This is a genomic window from Inquilinus limosus MP06, assembly GCF_000767795.1.
GTDB classification, from domain to species: Bacteria; Pseudomonadota; Alphaproteobacteria; order DSM-16000; family Inquilinaceae; genus Inquilinus; species Inquilinus limosus_E.
In genome coordinates this window covers 1-18,267 of record NZ_JANX01000002.1, presented here as the reverse complement: position 1 = coordinate 18,267, position 18,267 = coordinate 1, and the positions used below count along the sequence as shown (strand labels likewise).

Below are 18,267 nucleotides of genomic sequence, written 5' to 3'. Positions count from 1 at the left end.
CTGGCCGGGGCTGGGAGTGTGATAATGTCGGCGGCTCCGAACATCAGGAGAATCCGGCGAAGGCGATGAATTACCGGCTGGAAGTTCGATGGCGTCACTGTGGCGGCGTCGCGTCGTCGACCTTGATCCATCCCTCGATCCGGCCCCTTGCGGGGCTGCGATAGGCGACCTTCAGCCACTTCTCGTCGTCGCTGATGTCGAGCGCCTCGAACGCGTCACCCTGGACGAGATAGCGCCGCGTCGGGCGGTCGGCCGGCCCCTCATGCAGCGGTAGCCGACCGACCTCCACTCTCCCGGTCGCGGTCTCGTTTCCGTCGCCGTAAGAGGACACGCTGCGCGCCACGACCCGCCCTTTCGGGTTGAAGGTCAGGACAAGCGAGGCCGGCCCGCCGCCATCGGCGGAGTCCAGCAGGGCCTGCGCTGCAGTGTTCATGATCACGTTCGCCGACCGGTAGACGTAGGCGTGTCCATCACTGTCGAAGCGGTACGCATCCGTGTACCAGATGGGGCCGCTGCGGCAGGAACTGAACAAGGTGCGGGTCTTCGGATCGGGCTTGAGATTCCAGAAACCGTCGCAACTGACTGGCGGCGCGTCCTTGGGTGGGGACAGCTCGACGAAGTGCTGCGCGGCCGGATCGAAGAGGAAGACCTGGTATTGATCATTGACTTGGCCCAGCGTCGCCGCGAAGGCTACGTCTAGAAATCCGTCGAAATTGAAGTCGGCCGTTTCGGCGTTGTACCGCCCTTCCTCGTCGCCCGCCGTGACGGCGAGCCGTTGAGTGGCGCCGCGCGGCAGGTGGACGGTCACTTCGGGGCCGCCGATCCCCGTGACGCGCGCGGTCACGCCCGGTGCCGCCCGGATGGTCAGGGTGGTCGGCGCGTGGCCTTCGGCTGCGTCGACCTGGGCCGCGGCGGACCAGGACAGCGGCAACGCGACGAAGGCGCAGGCGGCAAGGAACGTCGATCGAGCATGCATAAGTCAAGCTCACGAAGGTGACCTTGGCGATCATACTAGAGCCCTTTTGGGGCAGCGTGGATGTCCGACATCGGCAATGCAGCTGGCGCACTCCTATGTAACAACCCGGTGAAGGCCGCTTGTTTGATCGCGGAGAAGATTGGAGGTCATAGGGATAATCCTAGGAGTAGCCCTATGACGATGCCGCGAGCTGAGGTGCTGCCTTTGGTGGAGCGCCGCCGGCGCCGGCCGCCGCGAGGAAGCGGTCGAGACCGGCGCCTTCAACCGCGAAGATCAAGCCCGGATTGGTGCAGAACTGGCCGGCGCCGAGCGTCAGCGAGTCGACAAAGCCGGCCGCGATTCCCTCGGCCCGGGCGTCGAGGGCGGCGGGCAGGAGGAACACCGGGTTGACGCTGCTCATCTCGGCATAGACCGGGATCGGCTCCGGCCGTTGCGCCGCGGCCGCGACCAGCGCCAGCCCACTGCCACGCGATCCCGGCACTGCCGCGCCTGTCTTCTCGATGTCGATCTCCATGCGCGGAGCCTATCACCGGCAGCGGATGCCGTCGAAGAACCGCCCGGCGCGGAGCTCGGCGGATCGACTGCCCCTGCGCCGCGCGTCGGGCAGGCAGCCCGACGTCAGCGGCCGGCGCATCCGCCGGGCCGTCACGATCGCGGGGCACGGGATCAGGTCGTCCGCTCATGCTGCCTGCGGCGGAGGAACGCATGCCATACCTCGGGATTGACCAGCGACAGGGGCCGCTCTCCGCGAAGGATGCGCAGGCTTTCCTCGGCTGCGCCGACGCTCATGCGGCGCGCGCTGTCATCCGTCAGTCCTGCCACATGCGGGGTGAGGAAGGCGTTCGGCGCCGTCCTCAGCGGATGGTCGCCCGGCGGAGGCTCCCGGTCGAAGACATCGACGGCGGCGCCGCGGATCCGGCCCTCGCGCAGCGCCGCAGCCAGAGCGGTGCTGTCGACCAGTTCGCCACGGCTTGCGTTGATGAAGACCGCTCCGGGCTTCATCGACCCCAGCAGTCGCGCATCGACGATGTGCCGTGTTTCCGGCGTCGCCGGAAGATGAAGCGTGATGGCATCGGAGGCGGCGAAGAGACGGTCGAGCGGCGTGGGCTCGATGTCGCCGGCCGGATCGAGCTCGCGCCCGAAGCCCAGCACCCTCATTCCGAAGGCTGCCTGCATGGCCCGAGCGACGCCCCGGCCGATCCTGCCGCACCCGACGACTCCGAGCGTCCGGCCCTGCAGCTCCATGCCGGAATGCCCGATGCGCGACGACCACCCCGTTTCCGCGAAGGCGTTCGCCAGAGCATGAAGGCCTCGGGCGACCACGATGATCGAACCCACGACATGCTCGACCACGGCCTGGGTGTTGGCGGAAGGCAGGTTCGCCACCGGGATGCCTGCCCGCGTCGCGGCCTCCAGCGGCACGAAGTCGAGGCCGACGCCGTGGCGCACGCAGGCGCTCAGGCGCCGGGCATGATCGAAGATATCGGCCGGCAGCTTGGTCCGGACGATCAGCGCGTCCGCCTCGACCACCGCCCGCCGCAGCGTGTCGGGGCGCTCGTCCGGCGCGACCTCGTAGTCACAGGTCTGCCGCAGCAGGTCTTCGGCATCGGGGTGCAGCCGGCTGGTCGAGAGAACGCGGTGCCGTCCGGGCATGCTTGTCGTCCTGCTGTTCGTACCGGGGCGTCAGCGGCTCAGGGCCAGCCGCGTGATCAGGCTCGACGTGTCCCAGCGCCCGCCGCCGGCCTTCTGGACGTCGGCGTAGAACTGGTCGACGCAGGCCGTCATCGGCAGCGACGCCCGGTTCCGGCGCGCTTCGGCCAGGCAGATGGCAAGGTCCTTGCGCATCCAGTCGACGGCAAAGCCGAAGTCGAACCGGCCCTGGTTCATCGTCCTGCCGCGGTTGTCCATCTGCCACGACCCGGCCGCACCCTTGGAGATGACGTCCAGCACGGCGTCGACATCCAGGCCGGCGGCCTGGCCGAAATGGATGCCTTCGGCGAGGCCCTGCACCACGCCGGCGATGCAGATCTGGTTCACCATCTTGGCGAGCTGGCCCGATCCCGCCGGCCCGAGAAGCCGGACCGAGCGGGCGAAGGCCCGGATGGCGGGCTCGGCCTTCGCGAACACCTCGGCGTCGCCGCCGCACATCACCGTGAGCGCGCCGTTCTCCGCCCCCGTCTGGCCGCCCGAGACGGGCGCGTCGAGGAAGCCCAGTCCCCGGTCGGCCGCCGCCGCATACAAGGCGCGGGCCACGTCGGCGGAGGCTGTCGTGTGGTCGACCAGCACGGCGCCGCGTTCCATCCCCGCGAGGGCGCCCTCGGCCCCCAGCGTCACCTCGCGCAGATCGTCGTCATTGCCGACACAGGTCATGACGATGTCCTGGCCGAGGGCCGCCTCGCGCGGCGTCGGCGCGGCGCGGCCGCCATGGGCCGAGACCCAGCGCTGGGCCTTGGCCGCCGTGCGGTTGTAGACGGTCAGCTCATGACCCTTGGCGGCGAGGTGGCGCGCCATCGGCCCGCCCATGACACCGAGGCCGAGAAAGGCGATCTTCATGATATCCTCCGGTAATGCCGGGCTGCCGCTCAGTCGCCGCGGCGCCGGGTGGGGTCGAGAAGCGAGCGCAGGGATTCGCCGAGCGCGTTGAAGGCGAGGGCGGTGAGCAGGATGGCGAAGCCAGGCGCGTACATCTGCTCCGGCGCGATCTCCATATAGCCGTAGGCGCGGGCCAGCATCTGGCCCCAGCTGGGCTGCGGCGGCTGCACGCCGAGGCCCAGGAAGCTCAGGCTCGCCTCCGCCAGCAGCGCCGTCGCCAGCAGAAGCGTCACCTGGACCAGGACCGGCTGGATCGCGTTCGGAAGGATGTGGCGCAGGATCAGGCGGGCCGGCCGCATGCCGAAGGTCCGCGCCGCATCGATGAACAACTCCCTCTTGACGATGATGGTCTGGACCCGGATCAGCCGAGCGATGCTGGGGGAGAAGACGATGCCGACGGAGATCATGCTGTTGGTCAGGCCGATGCCCAGCGCGCCCGTGACCGCGATCGCGAGGACGATGCCGGGGAAGGACAGCAGGGTGTCGATGACGCGGCTGATCACGACGTCGACCCAGCCGCCGAGATAGCCGGCAGCGATGCCGATGGGCAGGCCGATGGCGGCCCCGATCCCGACGGCGAGGAAGCTCGCATAGAGGCTCATCGGCGTGCCGGTGATCAGGCGGCTGAACACATCGCGGCCGAGGTCGTCGGTGCCGAGCCAATGGTCGGCGCCGGGCGGGGCCAGGATGTCCATGCTCTGCTCCAGCGGCGAGTGCGGGGCGACGATCCCGGACAGCAGCGACACCGCCACCAAGATGGCGAGATACAGCAGGGCCACCGTCGCACGCAGGTCCGAGAGGAGCCACCGCCGGATCCGGCCCTTTCGCCGCGGGGCCGTCGCCGGGCGATCGGACGCAAGGGCGCTCATCGCTTGTTCACCCGCGGATCGAGGATCGAATAGAGCAGGTCGATGACGAGGTTGCAGGCGATGACGATCATCACCAGCACGAAGATCACGCCTTGCACAACAGGAAAATCCTTGTTCGTCGCCGATGTCACGATCAGCGAGCCGGTACCGGGAATGGCGAACACCGCCTCGATCGCCACGGTCGCGCCGAGCGCCCGGTTGAAGACCAGGCCGATGACGGTCAGCAGCGTCAGCGACACGTTCTTCAGCCCGTGCCGCCAGAGGATGCGGGTCTGCGACAGGCCCTTGGCATGAAGGGTGCGGACATACTGCGAGGACAGGACCTCGATCATCGCGCTTCTCAGTTGTCGGGTGATCTCCGCCGTGCCGCCCATGGCGAGGGCAACGGAGGGCAGCACGGCATGGGCGATGGCCGCGCCGAAATCCTGCGTGATCGGGACCGCCCCGGTGGTGGGAAACCAGCCGAGGCCCAGGGCGAAGAAGCCGACCAGGATCATCCCCAGCCAGAAATTCGGCACGGCGACGCCGAGGGAGGCGACGCTGGTCACGGTCCGGTCGACCGGGCCGTCGACATGGGTGGCGGCGAGAAGGCCGAGGGGAACGCCGACGGCGATCGAGAGCAGCAGGGCGCACGAGACGATCAGCAGCGTGTCGGGCAGCCGCCGCAGCACCTCGTCCAGCACCGGCTGCCCGGTGATCAGCGATGTCGAGAGGTCGCCCTGCAGGGCGTTGGCCAGCCAGTGCAGGTATTGCTGCCACAGCGGCAGGTCCAGGCCCAGCATGTGGCGGATCTCGGCGATCCGTTCCGCTGTCGCATATTCGCCGGCGATCACCGCGGCAGGGTCGCCCGGCACCAGCTGGAGCAGCCCGAAGATGGCCAGCGTGGCCAGGACGAGAACGGGAAGAACCTGCAGCAGGCGCGACCCGATGACGGCAAGCGGGCGGTTCATGGCGCGGTCTCTCCCGAGGCTGCCGCCTGGCTGCGGACCGTCGCCGTCCCGGCGAAGTGGCAGGCGGCGAAATGGCCGGGCTCGATCTCCCGCCATTCCGGCTCCGCCTCGGCGCATCGCGGCTGCGCGCAGGGGCAGCGCGTGCGAAACCGGCATCCGCTCGGCGGCGAGACCGGGCTCGGCAAATCGCCCTGCAGGATGATCCGGTCGTTCGAGCGCAGGGAGGAGGGCAGGGCGACCGGCTCGGCCGACAGGAGAGCCTGGGTGTAGGGATGAAGCGGATGGGCCTGGATCCGCCCGGCCTCAGCGAGCTCGACCACCCGGCCGAGATACATCACGGCGATCCTGTCGCTGACATGGGCGACGACGCTGAGATTGTGGGTGATGAACACATAGGTCAGGCCGAATTCCCGCTGCAGCTCCGCCAGCAGGTTCAGGATGTCGGCCTGGATCGAGACGTCGAGCGCCGCCACCGCCTCGTCGCAGACGATGAGGGAGGGCCGGAGCGTCAGAACGCGCGCGATGCAGACGCGCTGCTTCTGCCCGCCGGAAAGCTCGTGCGGATAGCGGCCGTGGAACTCGGGGCCCAGCCCCACCCGCTCCAGCATCCCGGCCGCCAGCCGCCGCCGCTCCGCCTTCGGCAGGCCGCCGGCGACATCGAGCGGCTCACGCACCGAGCTCAGGATCGTCATGCGCGGATCGAGGGCGGCGTTCGGATCCTGGAACACGACCTGATAGTTGCGGCGGTGCTGCCGCAGGGCGCGCGCGCTCAGACGGTGCGGGTCCATCCCCTCATGGAGGACTTCGCCCACCGCCGGCCGTTCGAGGCAGACGAGCGCGCGGCCGAGCGTCGTCTTGCCCGAGCCGGATTCGCCGATGATGCCGAAGGTCTCGCCGCGATGGACCTCGAGCGAGACACCGTCGACGGCTTTCAGCACCTCGTGACGGGCGATGGGGAAATGGACGCCGACATTGCGGACGGCGACGATCGGGCTGTGGCTGCTCATGCTGCGTCCTCCCGCAGCGCCCCGGGCAGGACGATGTCGCGGTGCCGGCCGCAGCGGACGCGGCCCGGGCCTGCATCCTGCAAGGTCTGCGGCCGCAGGCACTCCGCGCGGGAATGGCGGCAGCGCGGGCCGAAGCGGCAGCCCTCCGGCATCTCGCCGCGGACCGGGACGCGCCCGGGAATCGCCGGAAGCGCCGTCTTGCGCTCGGCCAGGGCGGGCAGCGACCGCAGCAGGCCGGAGGTGTAGGGGTGGCGCGGACGCACCAGCAGGTCGTCGACCCGGCCCTCTTCCACCACCTCGCCCGCATACATCGTCACCAGGCGCGAGCAGCTCTCGGCCACCAGGCCGAGATCATGGGTGACGAACAGCATCGCCATGCCCAGCCGCGCGCACAGGTCGGCCAGGACATCCACGATCTGCGCCTGAACGGTAACGTCCAGCGCGGTCGTCGGCTCGTCGGCGATCAGCAGCTTCGGCTCGCAGATCAGGGCGATCGCGATCATGGCGCGCTGGCGCATGCCGCCGGAGAGCTGGTGCGGATAGGCGTGATAGCGCAGGGCCGGCTCGGGGATGCCGACCCGGGCCAGCGCCTCGATGGCCCGGTTGCGCGCCTCGGCCTTGCCGATATCGGAATGGGCCCGCAGGGTCTCGCTGATCTGCTCGCCGATGGTGAAGACGGGGTCGAGCGCACTCATCGGCTCCTGGAAGATCATGCTGATCCTGCTGCCCCTGATCCGGCGCAGCTGCCGCTGCGACAGGGCCGCAAGATCGATGCCTTCGAGCAGGATACTGCCCTCGACGCGGCTGCGCCCCCGGGGCAGCAGGCCCATGAGGGCCAGGCCGGTGACCGTCTTGCCGCATCCGCTCTCGCCGACCAGGCCGACGATCTCCCCCGGGGCGATCGAGAACGAAACCTTCCGCGTCACCTGCGTCTCGCCGCGTCCCGACCCGAAGAACACGCTCAGGTCATGTACGTCGAGAAGGGGCGCGGCTGCGCGCTCCTGCACCGAACCATCCATGGGCCTCGCCTCCGCTCGCTTCACCGGTCCGGGGGGCGGCGGCGCACGGCCGCCTCGTCCACATCGGTTCCCCAGCCCGGCCGGTCCGGGACGACGAGCTCGCCGTTCTCGATCACCGGCTGATGGGTCACGAACTCGCCCTTCCAGGGCACGTCGTCGATGTCGATCTCCATGATCCGCAGGTTGGGCACCGCCGCCGCGAAATGTGCGCTGATATGGTCGGCGAGATGGCCGTAGAAGTTGTGCGGGGCCACGTTGACCTCGTAGGCCTCGGCCATCGCGGCGATCTTCACGGCCTCCAGGTAGCCGTTCCAGAGGACGTCGACGATGGCGACGTCGAAGGCATAGGCATCGAGAAAGGGCCGGTAGCCGCGGCGGGTGTACAGGGATTCGCCGCTGGCGATCGGAAAGCCCGCCTCCCGGCGCAGCAGGGCCAGGCTTTCGGGATCATACATGTCGATCTCGAGCCAGGTCAGCCCATGCGGCTCGACGGTGCGGACCAGCTGGAGGTACCCCTCCGTTCGGAAGTGGAAATTGGCGTCGAGCATGATCTCGACCTCGGGGCCGGCCCCCGCCCGCAGCGCCTCCAGCTGGCGCGACAGGGATTGCATGACCTGCGGCTGCGGGTTGAGGGCGGGGAAGCCCGGCATGGAGCCGAAGCCCGGCCGGAAATTCTCCAGCCGCCCGCCTTCCATCATCATGATGTTGGTCTTCAGCGCCTTGAAGCCGCGCTGGCGCACCTCCTCGCCGAGGCGGAACACGTCGTCGTAGTCCGAGATCCGCTTCGCCCCCACCATCTCCGGGAAGCGGACACGGTAGCTGCCGCAATGCGACCAGTAGACCGGCAGGCGATCGCGCACGGCGCCGCCGAGCAGGGCGTGGACCGGCAGGCCCAGCGCCTTGCCCTTGATGTCCAGGAGGGCATTGCAGATCGCCGCCAGCGCGTGCTGGTTGATGCCGGACCAGGCCGGCACCGTCTGGGTGTAGAGCAGGGCCATGATCCACTCGACCCGCGTGGGGTCGAGGCCGATCAGCCGCTCGCCGAGGGCCCGCAGCGTGGCCGTGAGCCCTTTCGTGCCCACGTCCTCGCTGTATTCCGACCAGCCGACGATGCCGTCATCCGTCGCGATCTTCAGGAACGACGTCGTGCGCCAGCCGGCCGCGCCGTGCAGGTCTTCGACCCGGACAATCTTCATGGAGACTTCCTTGTGGGCCCCGGGGCGGTCAGCCTTCGAGGTAGATGTCGTTGAACTTGGGCTTGCCCAGGAGGTTGGGGACATAGCCCTTGACGTTGGGCGTGAAGACCTCGATGCCCGGCACGAAGGCGAGCTCGCAGGACAGCGCGTTCTCGAGGGCCAGGCGCTCGAGCTGGCCGAACGCCTGCTTGCGGGTCGCCTGGTCGGCCGCGGACTGGGACAGGTCCTGCGCCGTGACCATGGCGGGCGGCGGCGGCACCTTGCCGGCGTTGTTGAAGCCGTTCTCGCCATAGATCAGCAGGAAGGGCTGGCTCGGGTCCGGCCGGCCGGTCCACAGCGTCAGCATCATGTCGCCCTCGCCGCGGACCATGAAGCGCTGATACATGTCCGCGCTCGAGGCCGTGGTCAGCCTGGCCGTGATCCCGGCCTGGCGCAGCTGCTCCATGATGATCTCGTGCCGCTGCTGCGAGGCCTGGTCCGAATAGCCGTAGAACTGGATCTCGATGCCGCCGGGATGGCCGGCCTCGCGCAGCAGGCTGCGGGCCTTGTCCGGATCGTGCTTGTAGAAGCCGTCGACCGAAGGATCATGCGCCCAATAGCCGGGGGGCAGCATGGTCTGCGCCGGCACGCCAAGGCCCAGCAGCGCGGCCTTGTTGAAGGCGTCGCGGTCGATCGCGTAATTGATCGCCTGCCGGACGCGCAGGTCGTTGAGCGGCGCCCGGCCGTAGTTGAAGACCAGATGGTAGTCGGCGATGGTCGGCGTGCTGCTGACGATCACCTTGCCCTTCATCCGGCTCGCGACGACCTGCTGCTGCGGGTTGAGCCGGTAGGCGAAGTTGTTCTCCCCGGCGATCACCGAGCGCAGGCCGGTGTTCAGGTCGGTGATGATGCGGAAGGTGATGCCGTCGAGATGGGGGCGGTCCGGCTGCCAGTAGGCGTCGTTGCGGGTCAGCACGACGACGTCGTTGTCGTTCCATTTCTGGAACTTGAACGGGCCGGTGCCGACCGGCTCGCGATCATGCTGCCGGCCTTTCTCCGCCACCGCCTCGGGCGAGCACATCATGCCGGCGCGGTCGGCCAGGATCAGCGGCAGCGCCGTGTCGGGACGGCTGAGATGCAATGCCACCTTGTTCGGCGCCAGCACCTCGACCGACTCCAGGGATTGCAGGTCGCCCTTCACCGATGACCGTGGATCCGTCCGGGCCCGGTCGAGATTGGCCTTGACCGCCGCCGCATCGAACGGCTCGCCGTCATGGAAGCGGACCCCTTCGCGCAGCTCCAGCACCAGGGTCTTGGGATCCAGGAATGTCCAGCTCGTCGCCAGGCCCGGCTTGGCCGCCAGCGTCGCCGGCTCGAAATCCACCAGCGTGTCGAACAGCGGATACAGCAGCATGTGGTCCGAGCCGAGGCCGCCGGTGACCGGGTCCAGGGTGGAGGGGTTGAAGGCGGCGGCAACGTTCAGGACGCCGCCCTTGCGCGGGGCCGTCTGCCCCCGGGCCGTCAGCGGCAGGAGCGGGGCGGCCATGGCCGAGCCGAGAAGGCCAAGCACCGTTCTCCGCCGGAGCAGCCCGAAGCCGCGGCTTTGCTGGAAGTGAATCGTCAACCTTCTCCTCCCTTTGATGTGCGGGCGGTTGCAGGGCCCGCTTGGAACGGATCGGCGCCGACAATCGGCTGGCGTCGATATTCTCTATTATATATTATATCGAAGTTTGATCGGTAAAGCCTCTTCCGCTGGCGCGGGACGGGATCGCTGGATGTAGAATGCGGCGCGGCTGCACGGCCGATGCGGTCGGGAAGGTGGGATGATGGAAGACGTGGCGGCGGGCGATATCGCCAGCACAATGGCGGCGCGGGTGGAACGCGCGATCCGCCAGGACATCCTGCGGGGGGTGCTGGCCCCCGGCACCCGGCTGCGGGTCGCCGATCTCAGCACCCGCTATGGCGTCAGCCACATCCCGGTGCGGGAGGCGCTCCGGCAGTTGGAAGGCGACCGCCTCGTCGTGATCGAGTCACACAAGGGTGCCATCCTGCGCGGCGTGAGCCCGAAATTCGTGGCGGACATGCATGACACGCGGGAGGCGATCGAAACCCTCCTCGTCCGACGGGCCACCGAGAACGTGACCGATGAGCAGAGCGCTCATCTGGAATCGCTTGCGGCCGCCTATGAGCAGGCGGCGGAAACGAAGAACGCCGATCGGATGGTCGAGGCGAATCTCCGGCTGCACCGTTTCATCGCCAAGATCGCCGACAATCCGGAAGCTGCGGAGATCCATGAGCGCGGGTGGGAGCTCGTCATCAGCATCCGGAACCGCTATGGCTTCGGGGAGAACCGGGTCGCGGCGATCATCGATCAGCACCGCCGGCTGGTCGCCGCCATCAAGGCGCGTGACAAGGATCTCGCCGTCGCTGTCGCCCAGGAGCATTGCCAGTCGGCGAAGCTCGACCTTCTCGAGCGCATGGAGCTGGAGGGCCGGAACCCCGCCTGGGGACCGGGCGGGGCTTCGGGCGGGCGAGTCCAGGACACGAGTGATTGACGTCGGGAGCGGGGCCGTGTGGACCGACAGGATATGCAGGCGGCCTTCGTCGATGCTCGGGAAAGCAGCCGCGCGGCGACCATGCCGCGCCATGAATGCCCGGGATCAGACGCCCCGGGGGCTCGACGGCCCTACGCAATGATTCCGGGCTCGCTCAGGGACCTTTCGTTACCGTCCGGGGCCGGTGGCCGCGGCGCAGTCCGCTGTGGTTGGCGGCCAACATCCGCTCGATCAGGTCCTGACCGGCCCGACGGACGTGCTCGGCCACGATAGCAGCGGCCGCCTCTTCATCCTGGGCGCGGACGCATTCGATGATCTGCCAATGTTCCCGGCAGACCTGCAGGACTCGTGAGCGGGACATCGGAAACCTGATCGCCAAGGCCTGCAGCAGGTCGTTGTGTCGCTTGGCAACGACCAGGGCCTCGTGGTTGTAGTGACCCTCGTAGCAGATGGCATGGTAGCGCTGATTGTAGCCGCGCCATTGCTCGGGCCCCTCCGTCTCGGCGCCCCGATCGTACTCGCGCTGTGCGGCGATGAGTTCCTCGAGCTCCGTCTCGCTTCGGTGCCGGACGAACCAGCGTATGAGATAGGGCTCCAGGACGCCTCGCACCTCGTGGATGTTGCGGAGGAAGGCGTCATCGATCTCTCGCACCCGGGCACCCCGGTTCGGCTCGAAGGTGACGATCCCCTCGCCCTGCAGCTGATGCAGCGCCTCGCGAACCGGGATGGCGCTGCTCTCATAGCGCTTGGCGATCTCGGCGATCTTGAGCCTGGATCCCGAGGCCAGACGTCCCTCGATGATGTCGGCGCGGATCAACTCGCGCAGCCGGCTGTAGTTCGGCTGGGTAGGAGTCTCGCCTCTCATCTCCGGGTCTAGGATGTCCATCCCCATGGTTCGTTTCTCGCGACCTCAACAACTTCGCCGTGCGCCGGCCTGCATTGCCTCGCCGTGCCGCGCCATGGGCATCACGGTCCAGGCGACACGCCGGGCGGCATTCTAGCCTTCAGTCCCCGCCGATGCCCCGCATTTCGGCGGCAATCGGGATTCCGGCGGAATGCCAACGCTATTGAGGGGAGTTACAGCAATTCGGCGGGTGTCGGCCGCGGGCGAGACGATATCCAAGACTTGACATATAATATATGATTTTCAGAATATGATATGCAATGGAAATGAAAATGGGCCAGATCCGCCAGCGGTCCGGTCAACGACAAGAACCAAGGGAGAGAAACATGACAATCCAGGGAGATCCGACCCGGCTGTGGATCAGCCGACGCCGGTTGCTCGGCTATTCCGCAGGCACTGCTCTGGCTGCCGCCATCGGTCGAGTGCCGGGCGCTGCCGCCGCGGAGAATCTCGGCGCCGTCACGCAGGAGCAATGGACGCCGGAATTCATCGAAAGCATCGCCGGGACGATCGAGGTCGACACGGCGGCGGAATGCGCTAAGGTCGTGCCGCTCGACCACAAGGGCAGGCTCACCTACTGGTACGTCGGTCCCAACCAGGCATCGACGCCGCTCCAGCACAAGCTCGAGGCCGAATTCTGGGCCGCTTTCGCGACGACCTATCCCAATATCACCGTCGAAAAGCAGAGCATCGACTATAACGAGATCCCCAACAAGTTGCGGACCGCGGCCCTCGGCAAGGCGGCGCCGATGGTGGCCCGGCTGATGCTGCTGTGGGGCTGCGAATTCGCAGCCAAGGGCTTTCTCCAGGAACTCAAGCCGGAGGATGTCGGCTATCCGAGCAGCGAGTTCTGGCCCCGGGCCCTGCGGTCGGCCATGTGGAAGGGCAAGACCTACGGCATTCCGACCAACAACGAGACCATGGCCTTCATCTGGAACGCAGACCTGTTCCGCCAGGCCGGTCTCGACCCGGAGAAGCCGCCGGCGACCTGGGACGACGTGGTCGCCTATTCCAAGCAGATCAAGGACAAGACGGGCAAGCAGGGCTACGGCCTGGTCGCCCGCCGCAACGCCGGCAACACGCCGTACCGCTTCATGCCGCAGATGTGGGCGTATGGCGGTGGCGCCCTGGACGAGGCCGAGCCCGACCCGACCTACCAAAGGATCCTGATCGACAATGACGGATCGCGTGCGGCCCTGCAGTCGGTCTACGACATGTATGTCCGTGACCGGTCCGTGCCGGTTTCCGCGCTGACCAACGCCCAGACGGAGAACCAGGACCCCTTCATCGCCGGGCGCCTGGGGATGATGATCAGCCATCCAACCGAATACGCGACCATGCTCGACCGCGCGGCCCGGGCGACCGGCGACGACAAGAAGATCGCCGATGCCGTGGTCCAGAACATGCGCTACGGCCTGATCCCTCGAGGGCCGGTCCGACGCGCCGTCGTCTTCGGCGGCTGGAACGTGCACATGTTCAATCCCGATGTGGTCGATGGCGATTTCGATGCGGACGCGGCGCGCGCCTTCATCGCGTTCTCGACCGGCCCGGAGTGGTCGACGAAGCTCAACTGGGAGCAGTCCAACCCGGGCAATTTGCGCGGCTTCCGTACGAAGTGGATGAAGCAGCGGCTCGAGCAGATCAAGTTCCTCGACGTGACCACCTCGATGCTGCCGAGCGGCATACCCTTCCCCGTCATTCCGGAGTCGACGGAGATCATGAACATCATCGTGCCGGACATGATGCAGAACGCGCTGACGGAAAAGATGACCGTCGCGCAGGCCGCCGAGGATGCGGCCAAGAAGATCAAGGATATCTTCAGCCCGCTCTAGCGGGGCCCGGCCGCACGGGGACGCGCGGGAGGCCATCCGGGGGGCCAGCGGTTCTCGCCGGCACCCGCTGCCCCGGCTTTCGGGATGGCTTGGGGGCGCGCCTCAGGCTGCCTGCAGCGCCCGACCGCTTTCCGCGTCGAACAGATGCAGCCGTTCCTGATCGAACGTCATCCAGACGCTGTCGTTCGGCCGCAGATGGATATGGGGCGGCGAGCTCACGATGATCGTCGATGCGCCGACATGGATGTGGGCATAGGTGACGTCGCCGGTCGGCTCGACGGTGTAGATGCGGCCCGGAATGGAGCCGGGCTGGCTGTCGTCCGACAGGCGGATCGCGCTGTGCCGGGCGCCGATGACGACGTCGCGCGACGAGGCGGCTGCGGTCTTGCGCGCGTTGACGGCGGACAACGGGCAGCGCCAGCCGTCCGGCCCCTCGACGACCGCGCCGTCCGGAGTCGCCGACACCGTCCCCCTGACTAGGTTCATGGCGGGGCTGCCGACGAAGCCTGCGACGAAAGTGTTCACCGGGTTCTCGAAGATGCGGTCGGGGCTGTCATACTGCTGCAGCACGCCATCGCTCATGACGGCCACCCTGTCGGCCATCGTCATGGCCTCTAGCTGGTCGTGCGTCACGTAGATCACTGTGGCGCGCAGGTCCTGATGGAACCGCTTCAGCTCGCTGCGCATCTGCACTCTCAGCTTCGCGTCGAGGTTGGACAGGGGTTCGTCCATCAGGAAGACCTTGGGCTCCCGCACGAGGGCCCGGCCGAGGGCCACGCGCTGCTGCTGCCCGCCCGACAGCTCGCGCGGCTTGCGCTCCAGCAGGTGTTCGATATCGAGAATCCTGGCCGCCGAGCGGATCTTCGGATCGATCGCCGATGCCGGCGTTTTGCGCATCTTCAGGGGAAAGGCGAGGTTCCTGTAGACGGTCTTGTTCGGGTACAGCGCATAGTTCTGAAACACCATTGCGATGTCCCGATCCTTGGGATCGAGGTCGGTGACGAGACGATCGCCGATATAGATTCCACCACCAGAGACCTCGATGAGGCCGGCGATGAGATTCAGCGTCGTGGTCTTGCCGCACCCGGAAGGCCCCACGAGTGCCACGAATTCCCCGTCCTCGACGGTCAGTGAGACGTCCCGGACAGCCTGGTAGCTGCCGTAGCTTTTGACGACGTTCTGCAATTTCACCTGGGCCATCGCGGGTTCCTCGGATGTGTGGTCACTGGGTTGACGGGGATGCTGCGGTCAGGACTTGACCGCTCCCTCCGTCAATGCCCTCACGAAGTACTTCTGGAGAACCAGGAACATGGCGACGACGGGAACGCTCATTATGAACGAAGCCGCCATCAGGCCCGGCCAGTTCGTCGCGTATTCCGTAAAGAAATATTGCAGGCCGACCGGCAGCGTCATCTTGGACTGATCGTTGAGGAACGTCAGGGCATAGATGTACTCGTTCCAGGCGATGATGAAGGAATAGATCGCCGTGGCGATGATGCCGGGCGAAGACAGGGGCATCACGACGAACAGAAACGCCTGGAACCGGGAGGCGCCGTCGATGCGGGCGGCCTGTTCGAGCTGAACCGGAATGTTGTCGTAGAAGCCCTTCAGCAGCCAGATCGAGAGCGGCAGGCCGAACGTCAGGTAGGTCAGGATCAGGGATGCGTGGGTATTCACCAGCCCGAGCCAGCGCATCAGGATGAACAGCGGCATGAGAAATACGACCGCGGGAAACATGTTGCGCAGGAGAACCGAATAGAACAGCAGGTTCCGGCCCGGGAAACGGAAGCGCGAGAAGCCATAGGCGGCAGGCACGGCCACCACCAGTCCGAGGACCGTGGTCGCCGTCGAGACGATGAGGCTGTTCAGCATGTAGGTCAGGAATTCCCGACCGACATCGCTATTCGGCGATAGCAGCCGCCGATACTGCTCAAGCGTCGGGCTCGTCGGAATCCACTGCGGCGGATATTGCAGCGCGGCGAACTGCCCCTTCACCGAGGTCAGCAGCATCCACAGCATCGGGAGGGCCGAGAACGCCGTGAGGACGACGAGGAACATGTTGCCCACGAGCCGCCATGGCTCCCGCGGCCTTCGCCGGATCGGGCGTATGACCATCTCGGCGGCGCTCATGTCGAGGCCCTCCCGTCGCCGCGAGTCAGCGCCCGCACGTAGAAGTAGCCGGCCGCCATCATGATGATGAACAGGATGACCGAATACGCCGAAGCAAGGCCGAAGCGGATGCGTCCGAAGGCAAGCTGATAGATGTGGGTGATCCAGATCTCCGATGCGCCGGCCGGCCCGCCGCCCGTCATGACGTTGGGAATCGTGAAGCTGTTCAGGTTGTTCACGAGGAGGAGCAGCACGGTGATCAATGTCACGCCGTGCACATGGGGTACAGTGACGTGCCAGAAGCGCTGCCAGGCGGTTGCTCCATCGATCCGTGCCGCCCGCAGCAACTGATCCGGCACGGTCTGGAGACCTGCCAGCATCATGATCATGGCGAAGGGAAACTCCTTCCAGATGTTCACCAGGATCAGCGAAGGCATGACGGCGCTGCGGTCGTCGAGAAAATTGATCGGGTGATCGGTCAGGCCGAGCGCCATGGAGATGGCGCCGATCACGCCGAAATCGCTGTGGAACAGCCACCGCCATACGTAGGACGCCGCGACCGCGCTGATCACGTACGGAACCAGCAGGGCGCCTCGCAGCGGACCCCGGCCCGTGAAATGCCGGTTGAGGGCCAGCGCGGCGCCGAAGCCGAGCGCAAAGGCGAAAACGGTCGAGAAGCCGGTCCAGATGATGGTGTTGTAGGTTGCCTCGCGAAAACTCTCGGCCTGCAGGATGGCCGCATAGTTATCGAGCCCTACGAACTCCTTCTGGTCGAACGACAGGCTCGGCTGGGTGTCGAAGAAGGAGAGATAGACCGTGTAATAGACAGGGTAGGCGATGACCAGCAGCATCACCGCCATTGCGGGCAGCACATAGAGATAGTCCGTGCGGTGACGGATGATCCTCCGGACCAGTCCGGAGCGCTCCGTCGGGCCCATCGGCACCACCGCCGGCCGGTTCCCACGTTCCATGATCGTCACGACGAGATCCTCCGTTCACGAAGATGGAATTCCGCCGTCAGAGCCGGTCTCCCGTCTGCCCTGGTCCGACGCTCTCCCATGTCGGAAGGGTCATTGCCCGCCGTCGCCGTAGCCCTCGACGACCGTGGCGCGCAGGTGCTGTACGTTCATGCTGATCCCTAGGCCGGGATCCCCCGAGAGGTGCAGCCGGCCGCCGCGATTGTCGAGCGGTGTGTCGAGGAACGCGTTGTATTTTCCGAGGTCGTGCCGGCTCGTCTCGAGGCGATAGAAATTGGGGACCGTCATCATGACCTGCGCCCCGGCGACGACGTTGATCGGCCCGCTCGCGTCATGAGGCGAGATCGGGATGTAGTGCGCCTCGGCCATCGTGGCGATCTTCTTCAGCTCCGAGATGCCCCCTGCCCAGGTCACGTCCGGCATGATGTAGTCGGCCAGGGAGTTCTGCAGGATCGGCATGAAGTCCCATCGGGTGTGCAGTCTTTCGCCGACGGAGATCGCCGCGCCTACCCTTTCCCGGACTTGGCCTAGTGCGCCGTAGCTCTCGGGCGGCACGGGTTCCTCGAACCAGTCGATCTGGCCGGCCTCCTCCAGCGATCGGCAGAGGCGGATCGCGGTCGGCACATCGAAGCGGCCATGCGCGTCGATGAGGATATCCACGTCAGGCCCTGCGACCTGACGGATCAGGGCGGTCAGGTCGGCCGCTTCCTTCTCGCCCCGCTTCGTCATCTGGCCATCGAGATACCCGTGCCGGTGGCCTACGGTTCCGTCATAGGCCGGGAAGGGGTCGAACTTGATGCCGGAATGGCCGGATTCGACGATGGCGCTGATCTCCTTCCTGACCCCCTCCGCATCCGTGAAGTTCCTCTGGTCCGGGTGCGTGTAGAGCAGGATGTCCTCACGGACGGGGCCGCCCAGTAGCTCGTAGATCGGCAGGCCGAGACGCTTGCCGCGGATGTCCCACAGCGCGATGTCGATCGCGCTGACGATGTGCGATGCCGCCCCGCGAGTCCCCATGTAGGTGAAGGAGCGAAAGACCTTGTTCCAAATGAGCTCGATCTTGCCCGGATCGTCGCCGACCAGCAGCGCGTTGAGCTGGCGGACCCCATCGGCGACCACCCGGTTGGCCACCTTGGTGGTCGTCGTCACCTCGCCCCAGCCCGATATTCCTTCGTCCGTGTGAATCTCGATGAACAGATATTCTGCCCAAGAACTGCTGTCGGCTTTGACAAGCCAAGGGACGATCGACGTTATCTTCATGATGTCTCCTGAGTTCTCGAGAGCGTGAAGTCGCGCGCCGCC

General features: G+C 66.8%; 17 protein-coding genes. 2 read left to right on the top strand and 15 right to left on the bottom strand.

Features of this window, described 5'->3' with window-relative positions:
• Positions 1 to 94: 94 nt before the first annotated feature.
• From P409_RS00785 to P409_RS00740, 10 genes are all read right to left on the bottom strand, one after another.
• Positions 95 to 976 carry an XAC2610-related protein gene (locus P409_RS00785; protein WP_034830791.1) on the bottom strand — a complete coding sequence of 294 codons (882 nt, stop codon included), beginning with the start codon at positions 974 to 976 and terminating at the stop codon, positions 95 to 97.
• A 172-nt stretch (positions 977 to 1,148) separates the two neighbouring features.
• The gene (locus tag P409_RS00780; protein ID WP_034830787.1) at positions 1,149 to 1,490 is read right to left on the bottom strand and encodes a hypothetical protein; all 342 of its coding nucleotides are present in this window, start codon (positions 1,488 to 1,490) and stop codon (positions 1,149 to 1,151) included.
• 152 nt (positions 1,491 to 1,642) lie between these two features.
• On the bottom strand, positions 1,643 to 2,629 hold the full coding sequence (locus P409_RS00775) for a hydroxyacid dehydrogenase (RefSeq protein ID WP_034830782.1): 987 nt from the start codon (positions 2,627 to 2,629) through the stop codon (positions 1,643 to 1,645).
• Positions 2,630 to 2,659: 30 nt separating this feature from the next.
• Positions 2,660 to 3,529, bottom strand: coding sequence for an NAD(P)-dependent oxidoreductase (locus P409_RS00770; RefSeq protein ID WP_238578563.1), 870 nt, complete (start codon positions 3,527 to 3,529; stop codon positions 2,660 to 2,662).
• A gap of 29 nt (positions 3,530 to 3,558) precedes the next feature.
• A complete protein-coding gene (locus tag P409_RS00765; protein ID WP_238578562.1) occupies positions 3,559 to 4,347 on the bottom strand; it encodes an ABC transporter permease in 789 nt (262 codons plus the stop codon).
• Between the two features lie 86 nt (positions 4,348 to 4,433).
• Positions 4,434 to 5,387 (bottom strand): ABC transporter permease, encoded by a 954-nt coding sequence (locus tag P409_RS00760; protein WP_034830773.1) that lies wholly within the window; start codon positions 5,385 to 5,387, stop codon positions 4,434 to 4,436.
• On the bottom strand, positions 5,384 to 6,394 hold the full coding sequence (locus P409_RS00755) for an ABC transporter ATP-binding protein (protein ID WP_052119860.1): 1,011 nt from the start codon (positions 6,392 to 6,394) through the stop codon (positions 5,384 to 5,386). Before P409_RS00755 ends, P409_RS00760 begins: the two co-directional genes overlap by 4 nt.
• Positions 6,391 to 7,413, bottom strand: coding sequence for an ABC transporter ATP-binding protein (locus P409_RS00750; RefSeq protein WP_034830770.1), 1,023 nt, complete (start codon positions 7,411 to 7,413; stop codon positions 6,391 to 6,393). Before P409_RS00750 ends, P409_RS00755 begins: the two co-directional genes overlap by 4 nt.
• Before the next feature lie 20 nt (positions 7,414 to 7,433).
• Positions 7,434 to 8,609 carry a mandelate racemase/muconate lactonizing enzyme family protein gene (locus P409_RS00745; protein ID WP_034830765.1) on the bottom strand — a complete coding sequence of 392 codons (1,176 nt, stop codon included), beginning with the start codon at positions 8,607 to 8,609 and terminating at the stop codon, positions 7,434 to 7,436.
• A 28-nt stretch (positions 8,610 to 8,637) separates the two neighbouring features.
• A complete protein-coding gene (locus P409_RS00740; RefSeq protein WP_052119859.1) occupies positions 8,638 to 10,134 on the bottom strand; it encodes an ABC transporter substrate-binding protein in 1,497 nt (498 codons plus the stop codon).
• A gap of 277 nt (positions 10,135 to 10,411) precedes the next feature.
• Here P409_RS00740 and P409_RS00735 point away from each other — a divergent pair, with 277 nt between their 5' ends.
• The gene (locus P409_RS00735) at positions 10,412 to 11,143 is read left to right on the top strand and encodes a GntR family transcriptional regulator (protein WP_034830761.1); all 732 of its coding nucleotides are present in this window, start codon (positions 10,412 to 10,414) and stop codon (positions 11,141 to 11,143) included.
• 154 nt (positions 11,144 to 11,297) lie between these two features.
• Here the strand turns inward: P409_RS00735 and P409_RS00730 are convergent, their stop codons facing one another.
• Positions 11,298 to 12,035, bottom strand: coding sequence for a GntR family transcriptional regulator (locus tag P409_RS00730; RefSeq protein ID WP_052119858.1), 738 nt, complete (start codon positions 12,033 to 12,035; stop codon positions 11,298 to 11,300).
• 284 nt (positions 12,036 to 12,319) lie between these two features.
• Between P409_RS00730 and P409_RS00725 the strand changes: the two genes are divergently transcribed.
• The gene (locus P409_RS00725) at positions 12,320 to 13,879 is read left to right on the top strand and encodes an ABC transporter substrate-binding protein (protein WP_202964508.1); all 1,560 of its coding nucleotides are present in this window, start codon (positions 12,320 to 12,322) and stop codon (positions 13,877 to 13,879) included.
• Between the two features lie 102 nt (positions 13,880 to 13,981).
• On the opposite strand, the gene P409_RS00720 is transcribed toward P409_RS00725, so the two are convergent.
• From P409_RS00720 to P409_RS00705, 4 genes are all read right to left on the bottom strand, one after another.
• On the bottom strand, positions 13,982 to 15,079 hold the full coding sequence (locus P409_RS00720; protein WP_034830752.1) for an ABC transporter ATP-binding protein: 1,098 nt from the start codon (positions 15,077 to 15,079) through the stop codon (positions 13,982 to 13,984).
• 48 nt (positions 15,080 to 15,127) lie between these two features.
• Entirely contained in the window at positions 15,128 to 16,009 is an 882-nt protein-coding gene (locus P409_RS00715; RefSeq protein WP_034830748.1) for a carbohydrate ABC transporter permease, read from the bottom strand.
• Positions 16,006 to 16,959 (bottom strand): carbohydrate ABC transporter permease, encoded by a 954-nt coding sequence (locus P409_RS00710; protein ID WP_152613182.1) that lies wholly within the window; start codon positions 16,957 to 16,959, stop codon positions 16,006 to 16,008. The genes P409_RS00715 and P409_RS00710 overlap by 4 nt, the downstream gene beginning before the upstream one ends.
• A 99-nt stretch (positions 16,960 to 17,058) precedes the next feature.
• The coding region (locus P409_RS00705; protein ID WP_238578561.1) for a mandelate racemase/muconate lactonizing enzyme family protein at positions 17,059 to 18,267 on the bottom strand (1,209 nt) is incomplete at its 5' end.

Coding starts and splice junctions, on each gene's coding strand:
- P409_RS00785 (WP_034830791.1), bottom strand. CDS start 976: ATGCATGCTCGATCGACGTTCCTTGCCGCCTGCGCCTTCGTCGCGTTG.
- P409_RS00780 (WP_034830787.1), bottom strand. CDS start 1,490: ATGGAGATCGACATCGAGAAGACAGGCGCGGCAGTGCCGGGATCGCGT.
- P409_RS00775 (WP_034830782.1), bottom strand. CDS start 2,629: ATGCCCGGACGGCACCGCGTTCTCTCGACCAGCCGGCTGCACCCCGAT.
- P409_RS00770 (WP_238578563.1), bottom strand. CDS start 3,529: ATGAAGATCGCCTTTCTCGGCCTCGGTGTCATGGGCGGGCCGATGGCG.
- P409_RS00760 (WP_034830773.1), bottom strand. CDS start 5,387: ATGAACCGCCCGCTTGCCGTCATCGGGTCGCGCCTGCTGCAGGTTCTT.
- P409_RS00755 (WP_052119860.1), bottom strand. CDS start 6,394: ATGAGCAGCCACAGCCCGATCGTCGCCGTCCGCAATGTCGGCGTCCAT.
- P409_RS00750 (WP_034830770.1), bottom strand. CDS start 7,413: ATGGATGGTTCGGTGCAGGAGCGCGCAGCCGCGCCCCTTCTCGACGTA.
- P409_RS00745 (WP_034830765.1), bottom strand. CDS start 8,609: ATGAAGATTGTCCGGGTCGAAGACCTGCACGGCGCGGCCGGCTGGCGC.
- P409_RS00740 (WP_052119859.1), bottom strand. CDS start 10,134: ATGGCCGCCCCGCTCCTGCCGCTGACGGCCCGGGGGCAGACGGCCCCG.
- P409_RS00735 (WP_034830761.1), top strand. CDS start 10,412: ATGATGGAAGACGTGGCGGCGGGCGATATCGCCAGCACAATGGCGGCG.
- P409_RS00730 (WP_052119858.1), bottom strand. CDS start 12,035: ATGGGGATGGACATCCTAGACCCGGAGATGAGAGGCGAGACTCCTACC.
- P409_RS00725 (WP_202964508.1), top strand. CDS start 12,320: ATGGGCCAGATCCGCCAGCGGTCCGGTCAACGACAAGAACCAAGGGAG.
- P409_RS00720 (WP_034830752.1), bottom strand. CDS start 15,079: ATGGCCCAGGTGAAATTGCAGAACGTCGTCAAAAGCTACGGCAGCTAC.
- P409_RS00715 (WP_034830748.1), bottom strand. CDS start 16,009: ATGAGCGCCGCCGAGATGGTCATACGCCCGATCCGGCGAAGGCCGCGG.
- P409_RS00710 (WP_152613182.1), bottom strand. CDS start 16,959: ATGGAACGTGGGAACCGGCCGGCGGTGGTGCCGATGGGCCCGACGGAG.